This window comes from Aeromonas sp. Y293-4, from assembly GCF_027705905.1.
GTDB classification, from domain to species: domain Bacteria; phylum Pseudomonadota; class Gammaproteobacteria; order Enterobacterales; family Aeromonadaceae; genus Aeromonas; species Aeromonas veronii.
Window position 1 is genome coordinate 42,171 of record NZ_JAPDCI010000016.1, and the last position, 24,380, is coordinate 66,550.

The following is a 24,380-nucleotide window of genomic DNA, read 5'->3' on the forward strand; positions in this document are numbered from 1 at the left end:
ATGCCAGAGGCTTTACAGGGTAAGGGCATCTTCCACCAAGGCTTTCTGCTGCTTGGCGTGGACAGACATGTAACCGACGGCCGGTGAGGCTGACGCGGGGCGACCGGCATAACGCAGGGTGGCTCCGGCTGGCAGCACGCCATCGTAGTGGTGACGGGTGCAGTACCAGGCGCCCTGGTTCTGCGGCTCTTCCTGACACCAGACAAAGTCGGTGACGTGGCTGTAATCGGCCAGAATGGCGCGCACTTCCTCTTCCGGGAAGGGGTAGAGCTGCTCAATTCGTACCAGTGCCACATCTTGCTGCTCGGCCTTGCGACGGGCATCGAGCAGGTCGTAGTAGACCTTGCCGGAGCAGAAGACCACGCGCTTGACCGCTTTCGGATCCAGCGCATCGATCTCGCCGATGGCGTTCTGGAAGGTGCCTTCCGCCAGCTCTTCGAGCTTGCTCACCGCCAGCGGATGGCGCAGCAGGGATTTGGGCGTCATGACGATCAGCGGACGGCGCATCGGGCGCACAACCTGACGACGCAGCATATGGAACACCTGCGCCGGGGTAGAGGGCACGCACACCTGCATGTTGTGCTGGGCACACATCTGCAGATAACGCTCCAGACGGGCGGAGGAGTGCTCCGGGCCCTGCCCCTCGTAACCGTGCGGCAGCAACATGGTCAGGCCGCACATCCGGCCCCACTTCTGCTCACCGGAGGAGAGGAACTGATCCACCACTACCTGAGCACAGTTGGCGAAGTCGCCGAACTGGGCTTCCCAGATGGTGAGGCCAGCCGGCTCGGCGCTGGCGTAGCCATATTCAAAGGCCAGTACCGCGTTCTCGGTCAGCACAGAGTCATACACCTCGAACGGGCCTTGCTCGTCGTGCAGGTTGCACAGCGGGGTATAGGTGCTGGCATCGGTCTGGCTGTGCAGCACGGCGTGGCGGTGGAAGAAGGTGCCACGGCCGGAGTCTTCACCGGTAAAGCGGATGCGGGACCCTTTGTCCACCAGAGTGGCGTAGGCCAGGGTCTCGGCAAAGCCCCAATCCACCAGCTTCTCGCCAGCGGCCATCAGACGGCGGTCTTCGTAAATCTTCTCGACCTGACGCTGCAGCACGTGGGTCGCCGGATACTGGCTCACCCGCTCGCCGAGGCTCTTGAGGTGATCCATCGGCACGGCACTCTCATAGGCCATGTTCCAGTCGTGGCCCAGATAAGGGGTCCAGTCGACGGAGTGCAGCTCCATCGGCCGCCACTCTTTGCTTACGCGCTCGCCGCGATCCAGCGCTTCGCGATACTCGTTGACCAGTTCGGTCGCCCGCTCCTGAGCGAGGCTCCCCTCGGCCACCAGCTGATCGGCGTAGATCTTGCGCGGGGTCGGGTGCTGCTTGATCTTCTGGTACATCAGCGGCTGGGTCGCGCTCGGCTCGTCCGCTTCGTTGTGACCGTGACGACGGTAGCAGACCAGTTCGATCACCACGTCGCGTTTGAAGGTATTGCGGTAATCCAAGGCAATCTGGGTCACCAGCACCACGGCTTCCGGATCATCCCCGTTGACGTGCAGCACCGGCGCCTGCACCGCCTTGGCGATGTCGGTGCAATATTCGGTGGAACGCAGGTCACGGATATAGGAGGTGGTGAAACCAACCTGGTTGTTGATGACGATGCGCACCGTCCCGCCGACACCATAGGCGCGGGTCTGGGACATGTTGAAGGTCTCGGCCACCACGCCCTGACCGGCCATGGCCGAGTCACCGTGAATGGTGATGGGCAACACGCTGGAGCCATCCTTGTCACCGCGACGATCCATCCGGGCACGGACCGAGCCGATGACCACAGGGTTGACGATCTCGAGGTGAGAGGGGTTGAACGCCAGCGCAAGGTGGACGTTGCCACCCGGGGTGGCGAAGTCGGAGGAGAAGCCCATATGGTACTTCACATCACCGGTGCCCCAGGATTCGCCATGCTTGCCGGCAAACTCGTCAAACAGATCCTGAGCTCGCTTGCCCAGCACGTTGATCAGCACGTTGAGACGACCGCGGTGGGCCATACCGATAACGGCCTCTTTGCAGCCCTGCTCACCGGCGCGACGGATCAACTCCTTGAGCATGGGGATCATGGCGTCGCCACCTTCCAGGGAAAAGCGCTTGGCTCCCGGGAACTTGGCACCCAGATATTTCTCCAGCCCTTCGGCGGCGGTCAGGCTCTCGAGGAAACGGGTCTTCTCTTCGAGGGTGTAGCTCCCCTTCCCTTCAATGGATTCGAGACGCTGTTGTAGCCAGCGCTTCTCTTCCGTGGAGGTAAGGTGCATGTAGTCGGCGCCTATGCTGCCGCAATAGGTCTTCTTCAGCGAGGCGTAGAGGTCGGAGAGCACCATGGTCTCGCGACCGATGGCGTAGGAGCCCACATTGAAGGTGGCCTCCATATCTGCGCCCTGCAGGTTGTGGAACGCAGGATCCAGTTCGGCAACGGTTTCACGCTGCCACAGGCCCAGCGGGTCCAGATTGGCATTCTGGTGACCACGGAAACGGAAGGCGTTGATCAGCTGCAATACCCGCACCTGCTTGGCATCCACTTGCGGATCGGAGACGGGGGCACTGTAGCGAGAGGGATCCTTGGCCAGACGACGGAAATAATCGCGGACCTGGGAGTGGGGTTGTTCAACCGCATGGCCATTGACCTGGGGCAGCTCGCTAAACAGGCTGCGCCACTCGTCGGACACGGAGTCAGGATTTTCCAGGAAGGATTCGTACAAATCCTCGATATAGCTTGCATTCGCACCAGCCAGGTGAGATGACTCCAACCAGGCCTTCATCACGCCGTTATGCATTTCTATCCCTTGTACTTCTTGTTACTGCTGCGCAGCTTGTAGGGGTCAAATAGCCATCCTGCCACGGGTGGGATGGCTATCCAGAGGTCGGGCCAGCACCTGGCCGGCCCTGATACTAAACAGCCCGATTGAGCAACATCGACTTGATCTGGCCAATCGCCTTGGTCGGGTTCAAGCCTTTCGGACAGACGTTCACGCAGTTCATGATGCCATGGCAGCGGAACACGCTGAAGGCGTCGTCCAGATTCCCCAGTCGTTCGGTGGTCGCGGTGTCGCGGCTGTCAGCCAGCCAACGGTAGGCGGCGAGCAGCCCGGCCGGACCGATGAACTTGTCGGGATTCCACCAGAAGGAGGGGCACGAAGTGGAGCAGCAGGCACAGAGAATGCACTCGTACAGGCCGTCAAGCTTGGCGCGCTCTTCGGGGGATTGCAGGTGCTCACGCACCGGCGGCAACTTGTCATCATTGATGAGGAAGGGTTTGACCTTCTCCCACTGGGTGTAGAACTGGGTCATGTCGATCACCAGATCACGGATCACCGGCAGGCCGGGCAAGGGGCGGATAACGACGTTATTGCCCTTCTTCAGCAGGTCGGAGAGCGGGGTGATACAGGCAAGACCGTTCTTGCCATTCATGTTGAGACCGTCTGATCCACAGACCCCTTCGCGGCAAGAGCGGCGGAAGGCGAGCGTGGGATCCAGCTCTTTCAACTGGATCAGTACGTCGAGCACCATCATGTCGGAACCTTCAGGAATATCAAGACGATATTCCTTCATATGGGGGACGTTATCAACATCCGGATTATATCTGTAGACAGAGAATGTGACGTTCATAGGGCTGGCTCCGCAATCAGTAAGTCCGGACCTTGGGCGGGAACGCCTCACGGGTCTTGGGTGACATGTTGACAGCGCGACGGGTCATGGACTCGGTGTCCGGATGATAGAGGCTGTGGCACAGCCAGTTCTCATCGTCGCGATCCGGGAAGTCGAAGCGGCAGTGAGCACCGCGACTCTCGGTACGGAAGTTGGCGGCAACCGCCGTGGCAAACGCCGTCTCCATCAGGTTGTCCAGCTCCAGGCACTCGATGCGCTGGGTGTTGAACTCTTTGGAGGTGTCATCCAGACGGGCTGACTTGAGGCGTTCGCGGATAACCTTGAGCTCGGCCAACCCTTCTGCCATCGCCGCACCTTCACGGAATACAGAGAAGTTGTTCTGCATGCAGCGCTGCAGGTCTTTGCGGATCTGCACCGGGTCTTCCCCGTCACGGCAATTTTCCCAGCGGTTGAAGCGGGACAATGCGGCATCCAGATCCGACTCGGAAGCATCGCGGCCGTGATCCATCTCGCCCAGGGTGTTGACCAGATGCATGCCGGCCGCGCGGCCGAACACCACCAGATCCAGCAGGGAGTTGCCACCCAGACGGTTGGCACCGTGTACGGAGACGCAGGCAATCTCGCCCACCGCAAACAGACCGACTACCGGCACATCGTTGCCGTTCTTGTCCTGGGTCAGGCACTGGCCATTCACGTTGGTCGGCACGCCGCCCATCATGTAGTGGCAGGTCGGGATGATCGGGATCGGCTCTTTGACCGGATCCACGTGGGCGAAGGTGCGGGAGAGTTCGCAGATCCCCGGCAGACGGGATTCCAGCACCTCTTTGCCGAGGTGATCCAGCTTCAGCTTGATGTGCGGGCCCCAGGGACCATCGCAGCCACGGCCTTCACGGATCTCGATCATGATGGAGCGGGCCACCACGTCGCGACCGGCCAAGTCCTTGGCGTTTGGCGCGTAACGCTCCATGAAGCGCTCGCCATCCTTATTGAGCAGATAGCCGCCTTCACCACGACAGCCTTCGGTTACCAGCACCCCTGCCCCGGCGATGCCGGTCGGGTGGAACTGCCACATCTCCATGTCCTGCACGCCGACCCCGGCGCGCAGCGCCATGCCGACACCGTCACCGGTGTTGATGTGGGCGTTGGTGGTGGACTGGTAGATGCGACCGGCGCCGCCAGTGGCCAGCACGGTAGCCTTGGCCTTGAAGTAGACGACTTCACCGCTCTCCATGTCGATGGCGGTACAACCCACCACGTGGCCATCCTGGTTCTTCACCAGATCCAGCGCATACCACTCGGAGAAGACGGTGGTCTTGTTCTTGACGTTCTGCTGATAGAGGGTATGCAGCAGGGCGTGGCCGGTACGGTCGGCCGCAGCGGCAGTACGGGCAGCCTGCTCGCCACCGAAATTCTTGGACTGACCACCAAACGGACGCTGGTAGACAGACCCGTTGTCGAAACGGGAGAAGGGCAGCCCCATGTTCTCCAGCTCATAGATAGCCTCGGGGCCGGTTTTGCACATGTACTCGATGGCTTCCTGATCACCGATGTAATCGGAACCTTTTACCGTGTCATACATATGCCACTGCCAGTTGTCGTCGTGGGCATTGCCCAGCGCAACCGTGATCCCGCCCTGGGCGGAGACAGTGTGAGAACGGGTTGGAAAAACCTTGGACAACAGAGCGCAGCTCTTGCCGGACTGGGCAATCTGCAGCGCGGCGCGCATACCGGCACCACCGGCACCAATCACCACCGCATCAAATTCACGAGTTGGAATAGTCACCTTACACACCCCACAGCACGACGAAACCCGTCATCAGATAGACAAACAGCACCACGACCAGGGCAAATTGCAGCGCCCCGCGCAGCCCTACCGGCTTGATATAGTCAGTCAGCACCTGCCACAGACCAATCCAGGCGTGGATCAGTACGCAGAGCAGGGTCAACAGGGTGAATACCTTGGTGAATGTTTTGGCGAAGAAGCCTGCCCACACCTCGTAGGTGATGTCGTTGAACGCGACAAAGCCCACCAGATAGAGGACATAACAGGTCATGATGAGGGCGGTGGCGCGGATCAGGATGTAATCGTGAACGCCGCTGCGCCCGAAGGTTGCAGAATTGGTTACCATACAAGCACTCCCGCCAATACAGCCAGGATCGCGGTGATCACGAAGGCCACGCGGGCGCTCTGATTGCCGGATTCCAGCTCTTCCCAATAGCCCATATCCATGACCAGATGACGCAAGCCGCCCACAATGTGGTATGCCAGCGCAGTCAGGATCCCCCACAGCACGAGTTTGACCAGGAAGTTGTCCATAATGGCAACCACGGTTGCAAACCCTTCGGGAGAGGCGAGTGAAGTACCAAGCATCCACAGCAAGATGCCCAGTGCAACAAAGGTAATGACCCCTGAAACACGGTGCAGGATGGATGCAATAGCAGTGACAGGAAAGCTGATCGTCTGTAGGTCGAGGTTGACCGGTCTCTGTTTGTTTTTCACGCTTGCCCACTCAGCTCCATTGAGCACGTTAGTTATTGTTTTAACTCACACTTGAGGGCACGGAATGGTGATTGTTGGTTTTTTGTTACCAAAACACTCTGAAAAAGCCAAAACGCGAGTTTTCGGTTTCACATCAGGCTTTGCCAAAGCGTTTCAAACACCCGCAGCCATGACCCACGTGGCGCAGTATATCGGCGGCCTTAACCGAAGACAATCAATTAGCTACAAAGAAAACACAAAACCGCAAACTCGATCGCATATTTAATTTAACATTTCATTAATGCCATTAATGGGGTTCCAGCAAAATTGACATTGATAAGGAACTCTGTTTCAAATAAGGCGCTCCAGCCACTTCGGTATGGGTAACAACCTTTGCCAGCGTCATAAAAGTCGTAATAGAGTAGGACTGGAACCAAATTATAAAGAGCAAAGGAGACGTGCTATGGCTGATAAGATAGCCACCCTACACCTGCCCGGAAAAGATCCGGTCGAACTGCCGATCCTCTCCGGCACCATCGGCCCGGATGTCATCGATGTCAGAAAATTGGGATCACAGGGGTATTTCACCTTTGACCCCGGTTTTATGGCCACCGGTTCTTGCAAATCTGCCATTACCTACATTGACGGGGATCAGGGTGTCTTGCTGCACCGTGGTTACCCCATCGCCCAGTTGGCCACCCAGGCCACCTATCTGGAAGTCTGCTATATCCTGCTGTACGGCGAAGCGCCGACCAAGGCCCAATATGCCGAATTCGAACGCCTGGTCACCCGCCACACCATGGTGCACGAGCAGATAGCCTTCTTCTTCCGCGGCTTCCGTCGTGACTCCCACCCCATGGCCATCATGTGCGGTGTAGTCAGCGCCCTCTCCGCCTTCTATCACGATGCCCTCGACATCAATAACGAGCAGCATCGCGAGATCTGTGCCTTCCGTCTGCTCTCCAAGATGCCGACTCTGGCCGCCATGTGTTACAAGTACTCCATCGGCCAGCCGTTCATGCAGCCGCGTAACGCCCTCTCCTATGCCGGTAACTTCCTGCACATGATGTTTGGCGTGCCGACCGAAGAGTACAAGGTCAATCCCATCGTTGAACGCGCCATGGATCGTATCTTTACCCTCCATGCGGATCACGAGCAGAACGCCTCCACCTCCACCGTTCGTCTGGCTGGATCCTCCGGTGCCAACCCGTTCGCCTGTATCGCCGCGGGGATCGCCTCCCTGTGGGGACCGGCCCACGGTGGTGCCAACGAAGCCTGCCTGCGCATGCTGGAAGAGATCGGCTCGGTGGATCGCATCCCCGAGTACATCGCCAAGGCCAAGGACAAGAATGATCCGTTCCGTCTGATGGGCTTTGGTCACCGCGTCTACAAGAACCACGACCCTCGTGCCACTGTGATGCGCGAAACCTGCCACGAAGTACTGACCGAGCTGCAGATCAAGGATCCACTGCTGGACGTGGCCATGGAGCTGGAGCGTATTGCGCTCTCCGACCCCTACTTCGTCGAGAAGAAACTCTACCCGAACGTGGACTTCTACTCCGGCATCATCATGAAGGCGATCGGCATCCCGATGAGCATGTTCACCGTGATCTTCGCCATCTCCCGCACTATCGGCTGGATTGCCCACTGGAACGAGTTCCACTCAGACCCGGACAGCAAGATTGGTCGTCCACGCCAGCTCTACGTGGGCCACCCGCTGCGCGAGTTCACTCCACTCGAGCAGCGCTAACCACTGCGCTGATATGGTTTGTTACAAAGGCGGTCATTGACCGCCTTTTTGTTTGCCGCTCTAATGCCCCCTTTCGCGTTAAGGAGTCCATTATGAAACCACTGTTTATCAGCGCAGCCTTGCTGCTGACCGCCTGCCAGAGCGCCCCCGCATCGTCACAGGGGGAGACCCTCTATATCAACAGCCAGCTGGTCGATTGCGTCGGAGTTGGCCCAATGCAGTGCATGCAGCTTCGCAGTGATGAGCAGCAGCCCTGGACGCTGTTCTACCAGAATATTGAAGGTTTCCAGTTCGAGCCTGGCTATCGCTACCAGCTCACTGTCAGCAAGGAGCAGCTCACCGATGTGCCGGCCGATGCCCCCTCCGTGCGCTATCTGCTGATCAAGGTGGTGAACAAGGTCGCCAGCAAGTAACAAACACGATCAAAAAACGGGGGATGGCTGATGCCATCCCCCGTTGGTTTATGGGTACTGCGCCTCATCAGGCACAGTCAGGTCGGCGCCAACGCCATATGCAGCAGAGGATAGGGCTTGCCCTGACCATCCAGCGGCGAACGACCCGTCACGGTGAATCCCATCTTCAGATAGAAGCCCACCGCCTGTTCGTTCTGCTCGTTGACGTCAACCTGCGTCGCGCCGCCCTGCGTGATGGCATGAGCCACCAGCCGGCGACCCACGCCACAGCCGCGCGCCTCGGGAGCCACAAACAGCATCTCCAGCTTGCCCTCGTGCACTCCGCTAAAACCCGTAATCTGCCCCTCTTCTGTGCGGGCACTGTGCAGTGTCACCGCATCGAAGTAGTGCTCCAGAATAAGCGGTTTAAGCGCGAGGATCTCGGCCTCGGGCAGAAAGTGGTGGGTCGCCCGCACCGAAGCCTCCCACAGATCAATGAGGGTTTGATAATCTTCCCCGTTTGCGTGTGCAATCTGCATGGTTGTTTATCCACTTTTTAACATGACTAACCTTCAGCGTTGTTCGCATTCGTTACCCATGACGAGGAGCAAACATGATGATGGCCATTCCAATCAGCGCAATGAACGAACCAACAAGATCCCACATACTCGGCCGAATACCATCCACTAACCAAAGCCAGAAGATGGCGACGAAGATATACACACCGCCATATGCCGCATAGACACGCCCAGCAGCGGTAGGATGCAACGATAGTAGCCAGGCAAACAGCATGAGACTCAATCCTGCGGGGATCAGTAACCAGATGCTGCGACCCTGATTCAACCAGAGGTATGGCAAATAACAGCCAAGGATCTCGAAAAAAGCCGTAATCAGAAACAAGGCGATCGTTTTTAGCTCAAGCATGCGCGGCCTGTGCCCCCTGAAAAATGGGGAATACTAAAGCAAGCCACTGGAGAACGTAAGCCGAGCGATCTATTTGACCGTCCATTCAGGCAAACCTTCAGCAACAAACCTGAGCAGTCTGCCCGGCAGGAGCAGGGCAGACTGTGGTTGATTAGCGCGCCTGCACCGCCTGCAGCAGCACCGACATATCAGCGCCAAAGTGGCGGCTGCGGATCGCTTCGCGAATATCCGCTTCGCTATAACGGCTGCCTGGGTAGACCACTACGCAGGAGGTGTCGCCCGGTTTGAGGAAGTGGGTCTCGCCAAACGGGGTATAGCGGGTGGCACCGATACTGATCAGCGCATGGGGAGGATGTCCCGCCTGCGCCAGCAGCCCCTGAATGTGCTCCGCCGGCCCCTCATCCTGCTGATGATTAAACTTGTCGATGGCCCAGTCGAGCAGCTTGCCGTGGAAGTAGCTGTAGTCGATGGCGGCGCTGTCTACCCCGTAGGCGTGCAGCTCGCCATCGCGCTCCAGATAGCAAGCGATGCGATAGTCATCGAGCTCGCAACCGGCGACAAAACCGGAAAGCGGCAGCAGCTTGGCCGCCAACCCCTTGCTCTCTTCGCCCCAGTTCTTCTTCTCGCTGATCTTCTTGGCGTTGGGACGGCGGATGGAGCAGTCGTTATAGGCACCAAAGGCGCGGGGATGGATCGCCACCACCTGCTTGTCGGCATACTCCAGCTCGCACCAGAGGGCCACTTCCGGCTCGATCTGCACCTTCTCGTCACCGCTGACCGCCGCTTCCGGCAGGAAGATCGCCTTGTCGCTCAACGGGAATACCCCGAGCTGACCCGGATGGCCCGGCACAAAGAAGGGGAACAGCGCCTTGGGCGCCGTGGTGTCACGCACCACTACCGCTACGAAGTCCGATGCTTCACCCGCCTGCTCCAGGTGACCGGCGAAATTGCCCGCGACCCCGAGTCCGATAAATTTGCTCTCTGCTGCTATCTGCATCTTGCTCACCTGCATCTTGCCCACGCAAGGTAGCAGGCCCGTCGCCCACTACCGCTAAAGTGGCAAGATTAAACCACAAGGGCCCCGCCTTCGCCCAGTCCGGCCCTGTCGTGGTGTGCGCCAGTCCACTTTTTTATGGACGAGAAGGCTGTGGCGAACCAGCCCTTGTGCACTCTTTCAGCTATGTGGTCACCGCGCTGGAAACAGTGCGTTTCCGGCCTATCCCCTCTTTCTCCTTGGGACTCAACTTCATCTTTGTTAGGCTGCCTGCCACACAGGCTCACAGAGGGATCTTCTTGATGTCACAGGCGCACTTTCAGGGCCGCTTCGAAGTCGAGTTCAAATATCAGCTGACGGATCGCCCCGCCTTCCTCAAGGCACTGCTCGCCCTCAATCCGGAGATCATGCTGGAGGATAATCTGGAGCAGGATCGCTACTTCGACACCCCGGATGATGCCCTTGCCCAGGCTGGCAAAAGTCTGGCTATCCGCACCATGCAGCCCTCCGGCATCCAGCTCTGGATCGTCAAGGGGCCCGAGAAGGATCGCTGCGAGGCGGTCACTATCAATGATGCGGACAAGGCCGTCAGCATGCTCTTGACCATGAACTACCGGCAGATTCTCGTGATCACCAAAAGGCGCAGCATCTACTTCATTGGCCCGTTTCACGTCACCCTGGATCATCTGGCCGAGATCGGGGATTTTGCCGAGCTCGCCATCATGACCGATGACGAGGAACGCCTCCCGGCGTTTCGCCAGCAACTGATCGCGCTGGCAGATCAGTTGGGACTCTCTCCCGATGCGCAGGAGCCTCGCTCCTACCGCACCCTGCACATGCAGGCAATACACACCACACAACCAGAGGATGCAACTCAATGATCGACAAACTCGCCTGGCTCACCTTTAAAGATCAGCAGCTGCTCTGCGCCCGCTCCCACGGCAAGGACATCTATTACATCCCGGGCGGCAAGCGGGAACCGGGGGAGAGCGACGAGGCGGCACTGATCCGCGAGATTGAAGAGGAGCTGGCCGTCACCCTGCAGCCCGATACCCTGCGCTTTGCCTGCGAGTTCCGCGCTCAGGCCGATGGCAAACCGGCAGGAGTCGAGGTGAGACTGCGCTGCTACACCGGCGAAGCGAGCGGCACCCCGATCGCCTCGGCAGAAATTGCCGAGCTGCGCTGGCTCGACAGCTCTCACCTCGATGAGCTCTCCCCCGTCTCCCGCCTGCTGTTTACCTGGCTGGTTGAGCAGGAGCTGATCCGCTGACAAGCCGTACTCGCGGCGAGCATAAGTACCTACCTCATATGAACCAACGGTGGCAATCAGCTACATAACAGCGCAACGACAAGGATGTCAGATGAACATTGTGGAAGTTAAGAGCGCAGCAACCTACCAAAGTGCGCTCATCACCCTGCTGCAAGATTGTGTCGATAGCGGCGCCTCGGTCGGTTTTTTACCGCCGCTGACCACGGAGGAATCTACCCGCTACTGGCAAGGAGTTGAAGCGGATCTAGCGGCAGGTCACCGAAAGCTGTGGCTGGCCCTTGAGCAACAACAGCTCGTGGGAGCGGTTCAGCTCGCGCTCTGTGGCAAGGCCAACGGTCGCCACCGGGCCGAGGTGGAAAAACTGATGGTACTGCAAACGGCGAGAGGTAAAGGTGTCGGTCGTGCGCTGATGCAGGCCTTGGAACAAGGCGCCCATGCCGCGGGCCGTTCGCTGCTGGTGCTGGATACTCGCGCCGGTGATGTGGCCTCCCACCTCTATCGTCAACTCGGCTATCTGGAAGCGGGCCAGATCCCGATCTTTGCGCGCAACGCAGATGGCTCTCTTGCTGCGACCGTCATCTTCTACAAACCGCTCTGACCATCCCCTATCCCTTATCCAAATACAGCAGGGCCGCACCAAGCGGCCCTGCTTGTTGCCAGCGTGACTGTTTGTTGCAGCAATATGGCTTGCGACGGATTGCCACGATACGGCCATTGCGCCTGTATGCCTCAACACCGCCAATTGCTCGCCCCAAAATACAACCAAACAAACAGAAAGATTAATTAATGATTAAAACGCCCCCCTTTTCTGCTTCATCTATTGCCTCATCAGGCGTATCGTGAGAGACCCATTTGATAATCAAATCTATGTTGTTCACTGCCTTGAGGAATAATGGATGCCCACTTTGCCCCGTACAGTTACCTCCCCCAAAAAGTTCATCATCGGTCAACACCTTCTCCCGCAACTCCATGAGCACGTTAAAGATTTTGGTGACTATGCGTTGCTCATCAGCGATGAGTTCATTCTGGAGCGGGTACGGGAAGAAGCTTTGGCGGGGCTCCTGCAGGCAGGCCTCAGGGGAGTGGTCGACAAGTTTCGCTACGAATGCACCGAACAGGAGATCCACCGCCTGACCCACCTTGCAGAGCAATATGGTGCGAACGTGATTGTCGGGATCGGCGGCGGCAAGACGCTTGATGTCGCCAAGGCCGTGGCCTTCTATCTGCGCCGTCCGGTTGTACTGTTCCCGACGATTGCCTCCACGGATGCCCCCTGTACGGCGCTGGCGGTGATCTACAACCAGGCGGGTGAATTTGAACGCTATCTGTTCCTGCCGCAAAATCCGGACGTGGTGCTGGCTGACACTGCCATCATTGCCGCCGCCCCTCCCCGCTTCTTTTCCGCAGGCGTCGGCGATGCCCTGGCCACCTATTTCGAGGCGCGCGCCTGCTATCGGGCGGACGGGCTCAATCTGGTCGGCAAGCGTCCTTCACGCACTGGCCTTGGCCTGGCACAGCTCTGTTACGAGCTGCTTGGTGAGAACATCGAGCTGGCCATGGATGCGATACGCCACCATGTCTCGACTCCGGCGCTGGAGCAGGTCATCGAGGCCACCATCTACCTCAGCGGGGTCGGCGCAGAAGCCGGTGGACTGGCCGCCGCTCATGCCGTCAACAACGGCATGTCACTGATCGCGGAGCTCCATCGTGCCCAGCATGGCGAGAAGGTGGTCTTCGGCTTGCTGACCCAACTCGTGCTTGAGCGCGCCCCGCAACATGAACTTGATGAGGTGTTTCGCATCATCGACTGTGCAGGTCTGCCCATGACGCTGCAAGAGCTGGGGCTCACCCACTTTGATGAAAGCGAGTGGCGCAAGGTGGCGCAGCTGGCCTGCGATCCCCTCGATACCATGGGCAACATGCCGATGACAGTGAGTGAACAGTCTGTCTACGCCGCCATGGTAGCGGCCAATGCCATGGCTGAGCGTTATCGCCTCCGCCATCCCCGCATCTGATTGCTTGCCGCACTAAATAGGCAAACAGTGAAAAGGCTTGCCCATTGGCAAGCCTTTTTCATCTGCATCCCACCCCCTTGTCGGGATAGACGAGAGTTCGCGTTGACTCAGGGCAGTTTCATCGCTCGCACTTCAACCTCTGGCAGGGCGAAGGCATCTTGCGCGGCGATGAGTTGCAGCTCGTAAGCCTGCTGGCGCCAGGTCTCCTGCAGCACCGCATCCACCGAGGCGTTGGTGCGCTCGAACGCGCTGACCGCATCGTGACCGGCCAGCAAATTGGCCAGCATCAGGGCGCTGATAAGATCGCCCACCCCCACCGGCTGGCGGGCAAAGTCATAGAGCGGACGGGCAATCAGATAATCCCCTTGCGGGGTGGCCAGCAGCATCTCGAAACGGCTGGAGACCTGCGCCGCACGACCGAGATGCTTGACCAGCACCAGCTTGACGCCGCGGGCCAGCAGCTGATGGGCAGCCGCGCGGGTCTGATCCAGATCAGCCAGATGGGTATCACAGAGGGTCTCCAGCTCCAGCAGGTTGGGGGCCATCATGTCGGCCACCGGCAGCGCCTGCTCGGTCAGGAAACGGGTGACGCCGGGGGCAACGATGCACCCCTTCTCCGGGTGACCCATCACAGGGTCGCAGAAGTAGATGGCATCGGGGTTGGCCGCCTTGACGGCGTTGACCACGGTCAGGATCTCGTCCCCCTGCTCGGCGGAGCCAAGGTAGCCGCTCAGCACGGCGTCACACTGGCTCAACACCTCGATATTGCCCAATCCTTTCACCATCGCACTGATATGACCCGCCGGCATCGCCATTCCCTGCCACCCCTGGGCATATTGGGTGTGGTTGGAAAACTGCACCGTGTTGATGGGCCATACATCCATACCGAGGCGGCGCATGGGGAAGACGGCCGCGCTGTTGCCGGCACAACCAAAGACCACGTGGGACTGAATAGAGAGAACGGATTTCATCGGGAATACCACAGCAAAGGATCAGCAAGGTGGGCAATATATCGGATGAAGATAACGATGCGCCACCTTGGCGCGGGATGAACAGGCAATTTCCTGACTAAAGACAGGTTTTTTGCGCCATTTGGCCCGCGTCGACAGGATGAGCGGCGCCATGATGCGCCGCGTCACCGTCCATCACATGCCGTTGTGCTCAACGCCATGACGAGCAAAGTGATAGACCCATCCCTCATCACACGGCATGTCACTGGGTGGCGAAATCAGCTCAGGCAATACCGTCACCTTGCCACCAGCGGCATATTGCAGCGCCATCAGGGCACAGAGCGCCGCATCGTAGCGATCAGTGCCGACCAGCACATCCGCAGGCAGCTGCGCCGCCAGCTCGGGCCGTGCCGGGGAGGCCTTGCCGCCCACTTTGGCCAATGCCGGATAGACCTCCAGCACGGCGCGACTGGCCTTCGGGGCAACGGTCGGCACCAGTTGCAGATCCGAGAGTCGCGGCAGCATGGAGAGCGCTAGGGTCGCATTGTTACCGAGCCGGTCGAAGGTGGCCGAGAGCGGCTTCTTGCCGTACTGCTGATACAACCAGCGCTCGCAGTCACGATAGGCGTAGGGGTTGTCTATCTCCCGCTCGGGAGCGGCGCAGCTATGTGGCTGGCCGTTGAGCAGATCCCGCAAGGCGCGGGGAAAGGCGAGCGGCGCATCGATACCGAGCGCCAGTTGCGGGCAGGCTTCTACCTGCATCAGGGTCAGCTCGTTTTGCAGGGCCGGACGCAACAGGGCGGCCAGATCCGGCGCCACCCGCGAGCTCAGGCGAAACAGCGGCGACACCCCGAGCCAGTGCAGGCGGTTGGATTCGGCCTGCCAGCCCACCACAGCCACCGCCTGGGCACTGCCCTGCCAGCCACGCACATCCCAGCCGATCCCGATTGCACTCATTTGCCCTGCCGTCATCAATTACCTCTGTTCGCCTATCACAAGTTGCAAGAGGCACAGGGTAATCAGCAGAGGCCCTTAACGCAAAGCGAACTGCCTTGGTCAGAATGATTTCTGGAAGTTCACCAGCGGCAGAATGGGGAACACGCCGTTGGCGGCATAGTTGGCCAGCCCGATCTGCAAGCCGTCGAGGTGCTTGGTCGCATTGATAAAGCCAATCTGGAAGGTGGTACGCTCGGCATAGTTGACGAAGCCGACGTTGGCCAGCGCATTGCCCTTGGCGATATTGACCGCCCCCCAGTTGAGCCCCTGTACGTTATTGGTCAGGTTGACCAGCCCCAGATTGACGCCGGTATCCTGCCCTTCGTGCCAGTTGATGGCATTGATGGCGACCCCGCCAAACTGGTGACGCACCCGACCAGCACCCAGGAATACCCCGAGCTGCAGGCCGCTGAACTGATCCACATCAGAGAGGGCTAAGATCGGCAGATCAATACCCTTCACCTGACCGGTCCGACCGTAGAGCAGCGAGGCGCGCACCCCTTCCACCTGATGGGACGCGGGCAAATTGACCCCGGGCAGCGAGACCTGCACCGGAGTACTGGCCTGCGCGACACCGCACAGAGTAAGGGCGCTGCATGCCAGCAGCAGGCGGGAGAGTGTCATGGAAAGTTCCTTGGGCCATTGAGAGTGGCCCGATCCTAACAGTCAGGGGAGAATGTGGGCACACCAGCAGGGACGAGGTGCGTCACGATACGTCACGGGTGGCCCTCTCACCTCTCCATCAGGTCTTGCGAAAGCGCCACCTTAAGGACAATCGGCCACTTTTTCGCAGCGAGTGGCCCCTCTTCCTTTCTTTGCCTGAGCGAACTGCCTAAAATAGTCGCCCTGCTGTATCCGGCATTCATCCATCTAGAGGATTTCCCATGGAGACGTTTCTGCTCGAAGGTCACCCCTTCGTTGCCTTGTGTGACCTTATCAAACATCAGGGGTGGGCCGATTGTGGCGGCGCCGCCAAAGCCCTCGTTGCCGAAGGGCTGGTCGAGGTGGACGGTCAGGTGGAGACCCGCAAGCGCTGCAAGATCGTGGCCGAACAGGTGGTCAACTTCAACGGCATGAAGGTCGTGGTGAAAGAGGGCGTCAGCCCGGAGATTGGCTAACCCCGTCTCGGGGAGCCACTCTCCGGCAACCGGCTAGCTGGCCTTGATCGACAGGGTCAGCACAAAACGCGCCATCGCCTCATCCCCGTTCAATGACGGACAGGTGGCCACCACCTGGATGGGGCGATTGATGCGCTGACCGCTTGCCAACGATTCGTCGATCATGGCGTCAATCTCCTCCCCCGCTGCGCAGTCGAACTGCACATCCCCCTCCGGTCGTTTCAAAAACTCTCCCTGCACATCCTTGAAGGCAAAGTGCACCTTCTTGCGCCGCTGCCGCCCCTTCTCCATCACCAGCAGACCGCCTACCAGATCGGCGCCGGTCGCCAGCGCGCCAAAATACATGCTGCCCAGGTGGTTGCGGGTACGCCAGCCAAGAGGAATGCGAATGCGCAGCGCCTTGGCGTTCATCTCTTCGATGATCGGGGCACAAAATCCGATGACGGGAATATAGCGCCAGGCAAACAGCCGAAGTGCCAGATTGGCTTTGAAGCGTTGCAAATCCATATGCGAACTGATCCGATGAGTTAATGTAAACAACATGTTGCCTGCATCTGCGCCATTCGACAAGCACAGGGATCACGCTTACGACCTTTTGCCCAACCCAAAAAAACAGAGGGAACCGCACCGGTTCCCTCTTTTCGCTTATGTCGCTGTTACAGCAAATGTGCCGATCAGGCGCGCTTCTCTTCGAGCCAAGCCCCCTGACTCTGCATCTCGAACAGCTGGGCATAGTGACCGCCGAGGGCCATCAACTCACCATGGGTACCACGCTCGCTCACCTGACCGCGGGAGAGCAGCAGGATCTCGTCCGCATCGACGATGGTCGAGAGGCGGTGGGCGATGGCGATGGTGGTGCGGCCACGACGGGCAGCAGAGATCGCCTGCGACAGCGCCAACTCGGTCTGGGAGTCCACGCTGGCCGTCGCTTCATCCAGAATGAGGATACGCGGATCTCCCACCAGTGCACGGGCAAAGGAGAGCAGTTGCCGCTGACCGGCGGAGAGGTTCTTGCCACCCTCCTCCATCAGGGTGTTGATCCCCTGTGGCAAGCTGCGCACAAAGTCGGCCAGCTGCACCTCGCTCAGCGCCTGCCAGAGCCGCGCGTCATCTATGCCGGCGCGGCCGAGACGCAGGTTCTCCGCCAGGGTGCCGACGAAGATAAAAGGATCCTGCTGCACCAGCCCGATGCTGCGGCGCACCGCCGCCAGCGACAGGGTATCCAGTGCATGATCATCGAAGCGGATCTGCCCCTGATCCAGCGGATAGAAGCCCATCAGCAGGCTGATAATGGTGGACTTGCCGCTGCCGGTATGGCCCACCAGCGCCAGCATCTGGCCCGGTTTTGCGGCAAAACTGACCTCCCGCAGCACCTGCTGCTCACCATCGTAGGAGAAGCTCACCCGCTCGAAACTGACCCGCCCTTCCAGCGGGCGCAGCTCGCCCTCGGTGCTCTCGCGGGTTTCATCGAGCAGGGCAAAGACCCGCTCCCCCGCCACCATCGCCTGCTGCAGCTGGTTGAGCTGGTTGGTCATCTCGATGAGCGGCTCGATCATCCGCCCCAGATAGCTGATAAAGGCGTAGAGCACCCCTACCTGAATAGCACCCGCGTGGCTCCCCCCCTCATGGGCAAACAGCGCCAACAGGCCGATCAGCACCATCATGTAGAAGAGATCGATGAGCGGACGCAGCAAAATGCCGTTGATCTTGAGGCTCTTGATCCGTGCCGACCAGTGTTGCTGGTTCACCTCGGCAAAGGCGTTGGCAAAGTGGCGCTCCTGCACCATCGCCTGGATCACCGGCATCCCCTGCAGCGACTCGTTGAGGCGGCTGTTGATGTCGGAGAGCAGGCTGCGAGTCGCTCGCACCACCGGCACACTCAGTTTCTGGTAGAGCCACATCACCCCGCCCACGGCGGGCAGCAGCAGGGAGCAGACCAGCATCAGCCGCAGATCCAGCAGCGCCATCGAGATGAGGATGCCGCACAACAGCACCACCTTTTGCACCAGCAAGCCGATCACCTGCACATAGAGGTTCATGATCGCCTCGGTGTCGTTGGTGATGCGGGAAATCAGCGAGCCGGAGCGATGCTTGTCAAAGTAGCGGGCCGGCAAACGGATGGCGGTAGCAAATACCTGCTCGCGCAGGGTTTGCACCACCGCCTGAGCAATGCGATTGAAGCGCAGGGATTGCAAATAGAAACCCGCCGCCGACAGCACCTGCAAGCCCAGATAGCCCGCAGCAATCAGGGCTATGGTGGGCAGCACGATATTGCGAGGCGCCAGATAGTCATCGATAAAGAGCTTGATCAGCAGCGGCCCGGCCACTTCGGCGCCGGTGGCAAGCAGCAAACAGATCCCCGCCTGAATAAGCCAGCGAGGATACTGGGCGCAGTAAGCGAGCAGTCGTTTAATGGTCGGATTCACAGGCTCTCCTCCACCGCTTCTTCGAGACGCTGATAACGCACCATATCTGCATACCAGCCATTGTGTGCCATCAGGGCACCGTGATGACCCCGTTCGCTAACGGCCCCCTGCTCCAGCACCAGGATCTCGTCGGCCTGCTCCACCGCCGTCATGCGATGGCTGACCAAGATCAGGGTGCGACGATGGGCTTTGAGAGCGTGCAGAATTTGCTGCTCGGTGTGGGCATCCACCGCCGAGAGCGCATCATCGAGCACCAGAATGGGCGCATCCAGCAGCAGGGCGCGGGCAATGGCCAGCCGCTGTTTCTGACCGCCGGAGAGGGTCACCCCTTTCTCCCCCACCTCGGTCTCATAGCCTTTGGGGAAACGCACAATATCATCGTGGACACAGGCAATGCGCGCCACCCGTTCGACCTCCTCGCGGCTCGCATCGGGTTTGCCGAGGGCGATATTGGCGGCGATAGTGGTGGAAAACAGGAATGGCTCCTGCGGCACATAGGCAAACTGGCTGCGCAGTGTGGCGAGCGGCAGCTGGTCAATCGGAACGCCACCCATGACAATCGAACCGTGAGTCGGATTGGCAAGGCGCATCAACAGCTTAAGCAGGGAGCTCTTGCCTGCCCCGGTGCGCCCCACCACCCCGAGCATCCCCCCTTGCTTGAGGGTAACGTCGATATCCGCAAGCAGGGTGCGCTGCTCAAGTTGATAGCTCACCCCTTTGATCTGCAAAGGAAAGGCAGAGGTAAACGCGGCCGGCTGGGCGGGCTCTTCGATATCGCTGCGCTCCCCCAGCAGGCTTTCGATACGGGAGTAGGCGGCGCTGCCCCGCTCGATGATGTTGAACAGCCAGGCGATGGCAAACATCGGCCAGATCAGCTGGCCGAGGTACATGGTGAAGCTGGTGAGCTCACCCAGGGTCAACTCACCCTGCAGCACCAGCACACTGCCCCCCGCCACCGCGAGGAAGTAGGAACAACCGATACAGAGATAGATGACCGGATCGAATTTGGCATCGATGCGGGCCACCGCCATATTGCGCTCCCCCGCCTGTTTGGTCAGCTCGGCAAAGCCTTCATCTTCCAGCGATTCAACCGCATAAGATTTCAACACCCGCACACCGGAAAGGGCCTCCTGGGTCTTGTTGTTGAGCCTGGAGAAGGCCCCTTGCGCCGCCTTGAACTGGGTGTAGATCTGGGTGCCGAAGCGGTTCATGAAATAGGCCATCACCGGCAGCGGCAGCAAGGAGACCAGCGTCAACTGCCAGGAGTACTGGCTGCACATGATGGAGAGCACCAATACCCCGACCATGATGGAGTCCACCAGAGTCAGCACCCCTTCGCCAGCGGTCATCTCCACAGCCTGAATGTCATTGGTGGCATGGGCCATCAAATCGCCAGTACGGTGGCGCTGATAAAAATCGGGGCTCATCCGGGTGAAATGACTGAACAGGCGATTGCGCAACACATAGGCCAGACGGTAAGAGGCACCGAACAGCATCACCCGCCAGACGTAGCGCAGCAGATAAATCAGCACACCCAGACCAAACAGCCCCGCCAGATAGCGCATCAGGGTGCCATTGTCGAGACCGCCCTTGGTGATGCCATCCACCACCCAGCCCACAACTTTGGGCGGAATAACGGTCAACAGGGCCACCATCAGCAGCAGGGAGATGGCAGCCAGATAACGGGGCCACTGCTCCTTGAAAAACCAGCTCAATCGTAGAAATACGCTCACACCACCAACCTTTAGCGCTCTCTGCCCGTGACCGCTCCAAGGAGCGGCCATCAGAGAAGCCACGCAGAAATAGAAGAATGAAAACAATCGCCTCCGGCTGGAGGCGATTCGAACGAAAGCTCATCATATCCCGAACCGGGATGGTTGAGAATAATTACTATTTAATTCACTGTGACATGCGATCATCCCCTGATGAATAGGGATTATACGAATTTTCATGCTGCTCACCGGTCAACAGGAAGTGTGACACCTCTTCCCGGGTCTGGCTAAAGACCTGTTGCAACTGCTCCAGATCCGTCTCGCTTAGCACCTCGTTTTGCCGCAAGCGCCACTCCAGCTCGCCAGCCACCAATTGCAGACGGGCCGCCGAGATATTGGCCGACACCCCCTTGAGGGTGTGCAGCAGCTTGCTGGCCACCTCGGGTTGCTGACGGCGCAGGGCGGAGCGGATCTCCCACAGGTCGTCCTTGTGTTCCGACATGAACAGCTTGAACAGGATCTGCAACGCCTCCTTGTCCTGCTCCAGTCGCTTGAGGGCATCCTGCAGATCGAGGATCCCGATCAAATCCGGCGGTTTCACCTCCATGATCCCCGCCTGCTCCACCCCTTGCGGCTTTACCCACTGCAGCAGGTTGTTGTAGAGATCCAGCTTGCTCACCGGCTTGGTGACATAACCATTCATCCCCACCCCCAGACAACGCTCCTTGTCACCGGGCATTGCGCTGGCGGTGAGGGCAATGATGGGCACATCGTGTTTGTCGACCATCTTGCGGATCTGGCGGGTGGCATCGAGTCCGTCCAGCACCGGCATCTGCAAATCCATCAGGATCACGTCAAAAGGCTGCTCGGCGACCCGCTCCACCGCCTCCCGACCATTGCTGACCACACACACTACCGCATCGACGCGCCGCAGATACTCGATGATGAGCTGCTGATTGACCCGGTTGTCTTCCGCCAACAGCACTCGGGTACCCTGCAACAGGGATTTGAAGTGTTGCTGATCCCCCTGTGCCTCGGCCTTGCGCAGGTTGAGCTCGTAAGAGCTGCCGTTGAGCAGTTCGTCCACCTTGGCCAGCAGGGCATTTTCGGTCATCGGTTTGGGCAGAAAATGGGTCAGCCCCATGCTGTCCATCCTGGCGTGCAGCCCCTCTCTGGCCCAAGCACTGATCATCAGGATGGGGATCCGCCGCCACTGGCTGTGCTGATACATCTCCAGCGCCAGATCGAGCCCATCCTCCTGACCCATGCGCCAGTCGAGGATCGCCAACCGCAGATTCGGTCCCTCTTCACGGAGCAGCTGACGGGCACGGGAAAGGGAGTTAACCGGCAGCACCCGCACTCCCGCGCGAGTCAGAATGTCCCGGGCCAGATCCAGCACCAGTTCGTTGTCATCCATCACCATCACCAGCGGCTGGTTTTCGAAGAAGACTTTCCGTCCAGCGACGCCGTAGACCGCCTGCGCCATCGGAATATCGAACTTGAACAGAGAGCCGACGCCAGGCTTGCTCTCTACGGTGATCCTCCCCCCCATCAGCTCCACCAGACGCTGGGAGATGTTGAGCCCAAGACCCGAGCCGCCATATTTGCGGGTATTGCCCGCCTCCAGCTGGGTAAAAGCCTGAAACAGTTGGGTCTGCTTCTCTTCGGCAATGCCGATGCCGGTATCGCGCACACTGAAGCGGATCCGCATTGGGTGAGGATTGGCCAGCTCGATGCAGACTTCGACTTCACCGCGTTCGGTAAACTTGATGGCGTTGTTCACCAGATTGACCAGCACTTGCCCCAATCGCAGGGGATCTCCACGCAAGAAGACCGGTACCTCCGGTGACTTGCGAATAACCACCTCCACGTGCTTGCGCTCCGCCAGATCGGCAAACATGCCCGCCAGCGAATCGAGCTGCTCGCTGAGATCGAAGTCGATCTCCTCCAACGTCAGCTTGCCTGACTCCACCTTGGTCAAATCTAGGATGTCGTTGATCAGCAGCAGCAGGGTATCGGATGAGGATTTGATCTTGCCTAGATAGTCCCGCTGTTGTTGATCCAGTTCGGTCTGCAGTGCCAGCGAGCTAAAACCTATGATGGCATTCATGGGGGTGCGGATCTCGTGGCTCATGTTGGCCAGAAAATCGCTTTTGGCCTGGGCCAGCAAGCCGGTCTGGCGCGACAGTTCGCTCAGCTTCTGGTTGCGGCGCCACAGGGTGAAGGCCACTAGCGCAAAGCAGATCAAAGCCCCGCACAGCACCATCAGATAGAAGCGGTTCATCAAAGAGGAGGCGCGCTCCAGCTTGTCGAGTTTCCAGCGCACCAGACTCTCGATCACATGCATGTCGATGAGCTGGTAACGCAAGGTGTGATAAGCAATCACCTGCTGGCTCATCTCCTTGCTCAGGCGGATCAGGGTAGCGATCTCCGGCAAGTTGCCATAACGGGATTGCAACTGCTGTTGCAGCTGGTCCAGCGTAGTCTGTTCACGTTTGTCCCAACTGCGCTGCAGATAGTTGCTCAGTTGCGCCAGCTCCTCCAGGTCGCGATGGAGAGCACTGTCTGACGGGCTTATCCCCCGCACCTTTTTAATCTGGGCCTGCAGGGGCGCATTGAGGTACTCGATAGCCATCTCAATGGCATGAAGCCTGGCCAGCGCCATCAGATAGTTGTCCATGTCATCAAGCAGAGCCTGGGAAAGGTCGTCTTGCACCAGCTCGGGATCGCTTCTGACTTCCCGTACAAAACCGTCAAGGGTGATGGATAACTGGTTCAGGCGCTGCTGGACATTGCTGTCATTGGCCTGCTCCCGCCCAAGCAGATAGACGGTATCGGCGTTGATCCGGTTCAGCACCACCTCGGCCGCGTCATTCAGGTCGTGGGCCTGTTGCTGCTGACTGAGCGACTGCCAGCAGTAGCCCGAAAAGGCGAGCAGCAAGGCAACGATCAGCCCTGGCACAGCACGGTTTTTCCGTGATCCTTTATTCATCCCGTCTCGACTCTCATCTGGTGGTCGCTGAATTATCCGGTTAGGCAATGAACCCTGGGGGAATTATCCACTCCCGCTGGGCACTGTGTTACCGTTATTGCTCTGATATTTCGCTATTGTTTCGCGATTGCTTCATTCTGGCTTCTCATCATATCCCCGGCCAGAGCTGATTTAGAAGGAACCAATTATGTCATTTATCACTACTTATTGTAGCCATTGCTTTACCAGGAACCGCCTGCCCGTTACCCATATCGATACATCTGCCAAATGCGGGCGCTGCAAAGCCCTCCTGTTCAGCCAGACCCCTTGCCTCGGGAAGGCGGATAACTTCGATACCCTGATCAACTCAGATATCCCGGTCGTGGTCGATTTCTGGGCCAGCTGGTGCGGCCCATGCCAGCAGTTTGCTCCGGTATTTCATGAGGTTGCCCATGAACTCGAACCACGGATGCGCTTTGTCAAAGTCGATACCGAGCAACAGAGCACCATTGCCGCCCGTTACGCCATTCGCAGCATCCCCACCCTGATGGTCTTCAAACAGGGCAAACTGGTGAACCAGATAAATGGCTCCTTGCCCAAGAACATGTTCAAGCAATGGCTGGAACAGTTCATGGATGTTTGATTTATATTTCGCACATGTTTTATTTATGTGTTCATTTCCTCATTTTTATCAATGAGTATGTGAGTAGAGGCTGATTTTCAACATGTGA

24 protein-coding genes are annotated in these 24,380 nt (G+C 58.9%); 9 read left to right on the forward strand and 15 right to left on the reverse strand.

The window, feature by feature from the left end:
• Positions 1–12: 12 nt before the first annotated feature.
• From sucA to sdhC, 5 genes are all read right to left on the reverse strand, one after another.
• Complete coding sequence (gene sucA, locus OKC31_RS16665; RefSeq protein WP_005333548.1) at positions 13–2,820, reverse strand: 2-oxoglutarate dehydrogenase E1 component; 2,808 nt, start codon at positions 2,818–2,820, stop codon at positions 13–15.
• A gap of 115 nt (positions 2,821–2,935) precedes the next feature.
• A complete protein-coding gene (locus tag OKC31_RS16670) occupies positions 2,936–3,652 on the reverse strand; it encodes a succinate dehydrogenase iron-sulfur subunit (protein WP_270657258.1) in 717 nt (238 codons plus the stop codon).
• A gap of 16 nt (positions 3,653–3,668) precedes the next feature.
• Positions 3,669–5,435 carry a succinate dehydrogenase flavoprotein subunit gene (gene sdhA, locus OKC31_RS16675; protein WP_026035029.1) on the reverse strand — a complete coding sequence of 589 codons (1,767 nt, stop codon included), beginning with the start codon at positions 5,433–5,435 and terminating at the stop codon, positions 3,669–3,671.
• 1 nt (position 5,436) lies between these two features.
• Positions 5,437–5,781: a succinate dehydrogenase, hydrophobic membrane anchor protein gene (gene sdhD / locus OKC31_RS16680; RefSeq protein ID WP_005333558.1), complete on the reverse strand. Its 345-nt coding sequence runs from the start codon at positions 5,779–5,781 to the stop codon at positions 5,437–5,439.
• Positions 5,775–6,152, reverse strand: a complete 378-nt coding sequence (gene sdhC, locus OKC31_RS16685; protein ID WP_021231296.1) for a succinate dehydrogenase cytochrome b556 subunit — start codon at positions 6,150–6,152, stop codon at positions 5,775–5,777. Before sdhC ends, sdhD begins: the two co-directional genes overlap by 7 nt.
• A gap of 64 nt (positions 6,153–6,216) precedes the next feature.
• Here sdhC and OKC31_RS16690 point away from each other — a divergent pair, with 64 nt between their 5' ends.
• From OKC31_RS16690 to OKC31_RS16700, 3 genes are all read left to right on the forward strand, one after another.
• Positions 6,217–6,417: a hypothetical protein gene (locus OKC31_RS16690; RefSeq protein ID WP_124929313.1), complete on the forward strand. Its 201-nt coding sequence runs from the start codon at positions 6,217–6,219 to the stop codon at positions 6,415–6,417.
• A gap of 177 nt (positions 6,418–6,594) precedes the next feature.
• Positions 6,595–7,881: a citrate synthase gene (locus tag OKC31_RS16695; RefSeq protein ID WP_005333572.1), complete on the forward strand. Its 1,287-nt coding sequence runs from the start codon at positions 6,595–6,597 to the stop codon at positions 7,879–7,881.
• Positions 7,882–7,973: 92 nt separating this feature from the next.
• On the forward strand, positions 7,974–8,294 hold the full coding sequence (locus OKC31_RS16700) for a DUF4377 domain-containing protein (RefSeq protein WP_270657260.1): 321 nt from the start codon (positions 7,974–7,976) through the stop codon (positions 8,292–8,294).
• Positions 8,295–8,371: 77 nt separating this feature from the next.
• Here the strand turns inward: OKC31_RS16700 and OKC31_RS16705 are convergent, their stop codons facing one another.
• From OKC31_RS16705 to OKC31_RS16715, 3 genes are all read right to left on the reverse strand, one after another.
• Positions 8,372–8,812: an acetyltransferase gene (locus tag OKC31_RS16705; RefSeq protein ID WP_270657262.1), complete on the reverse strand. Its 441-nt coding sequence runs from the start codon at positions 8,810–8,812 to the stop codon at positions 8,372–8,374.
• Between the two features lie 52 nt (positions 8,813–8,864).
• The gene (locus tag OKC31_RS16710) at positions 8,865–9,197 is read right to left on the reverse strand and encodes a YnfA family protein (protein WP_058051605.1); all 333 of its coding nucleotides are present in this window, start codon (positions 9,195–9,197) and stop codon (positions 8,865–8,867) included.
• Positions 9,198–9,348: 151 nt separating this feature from the next.
• Complete coding sequence (locus OKC31_RS16715) at positions 9,349–10,194, reverse strand: DUF5718 family protein (RefSeq protein ID WP_270657264.1); 846 nt, start codon at positions 10,192–10,194, stop codon at positions 9,349–9,351.
• Between the two features lie 299 nt (positions 10,195–10,493).
• Here OKC31_RS16715 and OKC31_RS16720 point away from each other — a divergent pair, with 299 nt between their 5' ends.
• The 4 genes from OKC31_RS16720 to OKC31_RS16735 all read left to right on the forward strand — a co-directional run bounded on the left by OKC31_RS16720 (position 10,494) and on the right by OKC31_RS16735 (position 13,476).
• Complete coding sequence (locus tag OKC31_RS16720; protein ID WP_270657266.1) at positions 10,494–11,072, forward strand: class IV adenylate cyclase; 579 nt, start codon at positions 10,494–10,496, stop codon at positions 11,070–11,072.
• The gene (locus OKC31_RS16725) at positions 11,069–11,461 is read left to right on the forward strand and encodes an NUDIX hydrolase (RefSeq protein ID WP_270657267.1); all 393 of its coding nucleotides are present in this window, start codon (positions 11,069–11,071) and stop codon (positions 11,459–11,461) included. Before OKC31_RS16720 ends, OKC31_RS16725 begins: the two co-directional genes overlap by 4 nt.
• Before the next feature lie 91 nt (positions 11,462–11,552).
• Positions 11,553–12,059 carry a GNAT family N-acetyltransferase gene (locus tag OKC31_RS16730; protein ID WP_270657269.1) on the forward strand — a complete coding sequence of 169 codons (507 nt, stop codon included), beginning with the start codon at positions 11,553–11,555 and terminating at the stop codon, positions 12,057–12,059.
• Positions 12,060–12,357: 298 nt separating this feature from the next.
• A complete protein-coding gene (locus tag OKC31_RS16735; protein WP_270657271.1) occupies positions 12,358–13,476 on the forward strand; it encodes a glycerol dehydrogenase in 1,119 nt (372 codons plus the stop codon).
• Positions 13,477–13,583: 107 nt separating this feature from the next.
• On the opposite strand, the gene pdxY is transcribed toward OKC31_RS16735, so the two are convergent.
• The 3 genes from pdxY to OKC31_RS16750 all read right to left on the reverse strand — a co-directional run bounded on the left by pdxY (position 13,584) and on the right by OKC31_RS16750 (position 16,046).
• Positions 13,584–14,447, reverse strand: coding sequence for a pyridoxal kinase PdxY (gene pdxY / locus OKC31_RS16740; protein WP_270657272.1), 864 nt, complete (start codon positions 14,445–14,447; stop codon positions 13,584–13,586).
• A 174-nt stretch (positions 14,448–14,621) separates the two neighbouring features.
• The gene (locus tag OKC31_RS16745) at positions 14,622–15,398 is read right to left on the reverse strand and encodes a DUF429 domain-containing protein (protein ID WP_216948736.1); all 777 of its coding nucleotides are present in this window, start codon (positions 15,396–15,398) and stop codon (positions 14,622–14,624) included.
• Between the two features lie 84 nt (positions 15,399–15,482).
• Positions 15,483–16,046: a VC2662 family protein gene (locus tag OKC31_RS16750; RefSeq protein ID WP_270657274.1), complete on the reverse strand. Its 564-nt coding sequence runs from the start codon at positions 16,044–16,046 to the stop codon at positions 15,483–15,485.
• A 260-nt stretch (positions 16,047–16,306) separates the two neighbouring features.
• Between OKC31_RS16750 and ybcJ the strand changes: the two genes are divergently transcribed.
• Positions 16,307–16,540, forward strand: a complete 234-nt coding sequence (gene ybcJ, locus OKC31_RS16755; protein ID WP_005361116.1) for a ribosome-associated protein YbcJ — start codon at positions 16,307–16,309, stop codon at positions 16,538–16,540.
• A gap of 33 nt (positions 16,541–16,573) precedes the next feature.
• On the opposite strand, the gene OKC31_RS16760 is transcribed toward ybcJ, so the two are convergent.
• The 4 genes from OKC31_RS16760 to OKC31_RS16775 all read right to left on the reverse strand — a co-directional run bounded on the left by OKC31_RS16760 (position 16,574) and on the right by OKC31_RS16775 (position 23,670).
• On the reverse strand, positions 16,574–17,047 hold the full coding sequence (locus OKC31_RS16760; RefSeq protein WP_019446113.1) for a DUF4442 domain-containing protein: 474 nt from the start codon (positions 17,045–17,047) through the stop codon (positions 16,574–16,576).
• A gap of 167 nt (positions 17,048–17,214) precedes the next feature.
• Complete coding sequence (locus OKC31_RS16765) at positions 17,215–18,966, reverse strand: ABC transporter transmembrane domain-containing protein (RefSeq protein WP_157160664.1); 1,752 nt, start codon at positions 18,964–18,966, stop codon at positions 17,215–17,217.
• On the reverse strand, positions 18,963–20,699 hold the full coding sequence (locus OKC31_RS16770; RefSeq protein ID WP_270657275.1) for an ABC transporter transmembrane domain-containing protein: 1,737 nt from the start codon (positions 20,697–20,699) through the stop codon (positions 18,963–18,965). The genes OKC31_RS16765 and OKC31_RS16770 overlap by 4 nt, the downstream gene beginning before the upstream one ends.
• Positions 20,700–20,865: 166 nt before the next feature.
• Positions 20,866–23,670 carry a hybrid sensor histidine kinase/response regulator gene (locus OKC31_RS16775; protein ID WP_270657276.1) on the reverse strand — a complete coding sequence of 935 codons (2,805 nt, stop codon included), beginning with the start codon at positions 23,668–23,670 and terminating at the stop codon, positions 20,866–20,868.
• A 187-nt stretch (positions 23,671–23,857) separates the two neighbouring features.
• Here OKC31_RS16775 and trxC point away from each other — a divergent pair, with 187 nt between their 5' ends.
• Positions 23,858–24,292: a thioredoxin TrxC gene (gene trxC, locus OKC31_RS16780; RefSeq protein WP_069555989.1), complete on the forward strand. Its 435-nt coding sequence runs from the start codon at positions 23,858–23,860 to the stop codon at positions 24,290–24,292.
• Positions 24,293–24,380: the final 88 nt, after the last annotated feature.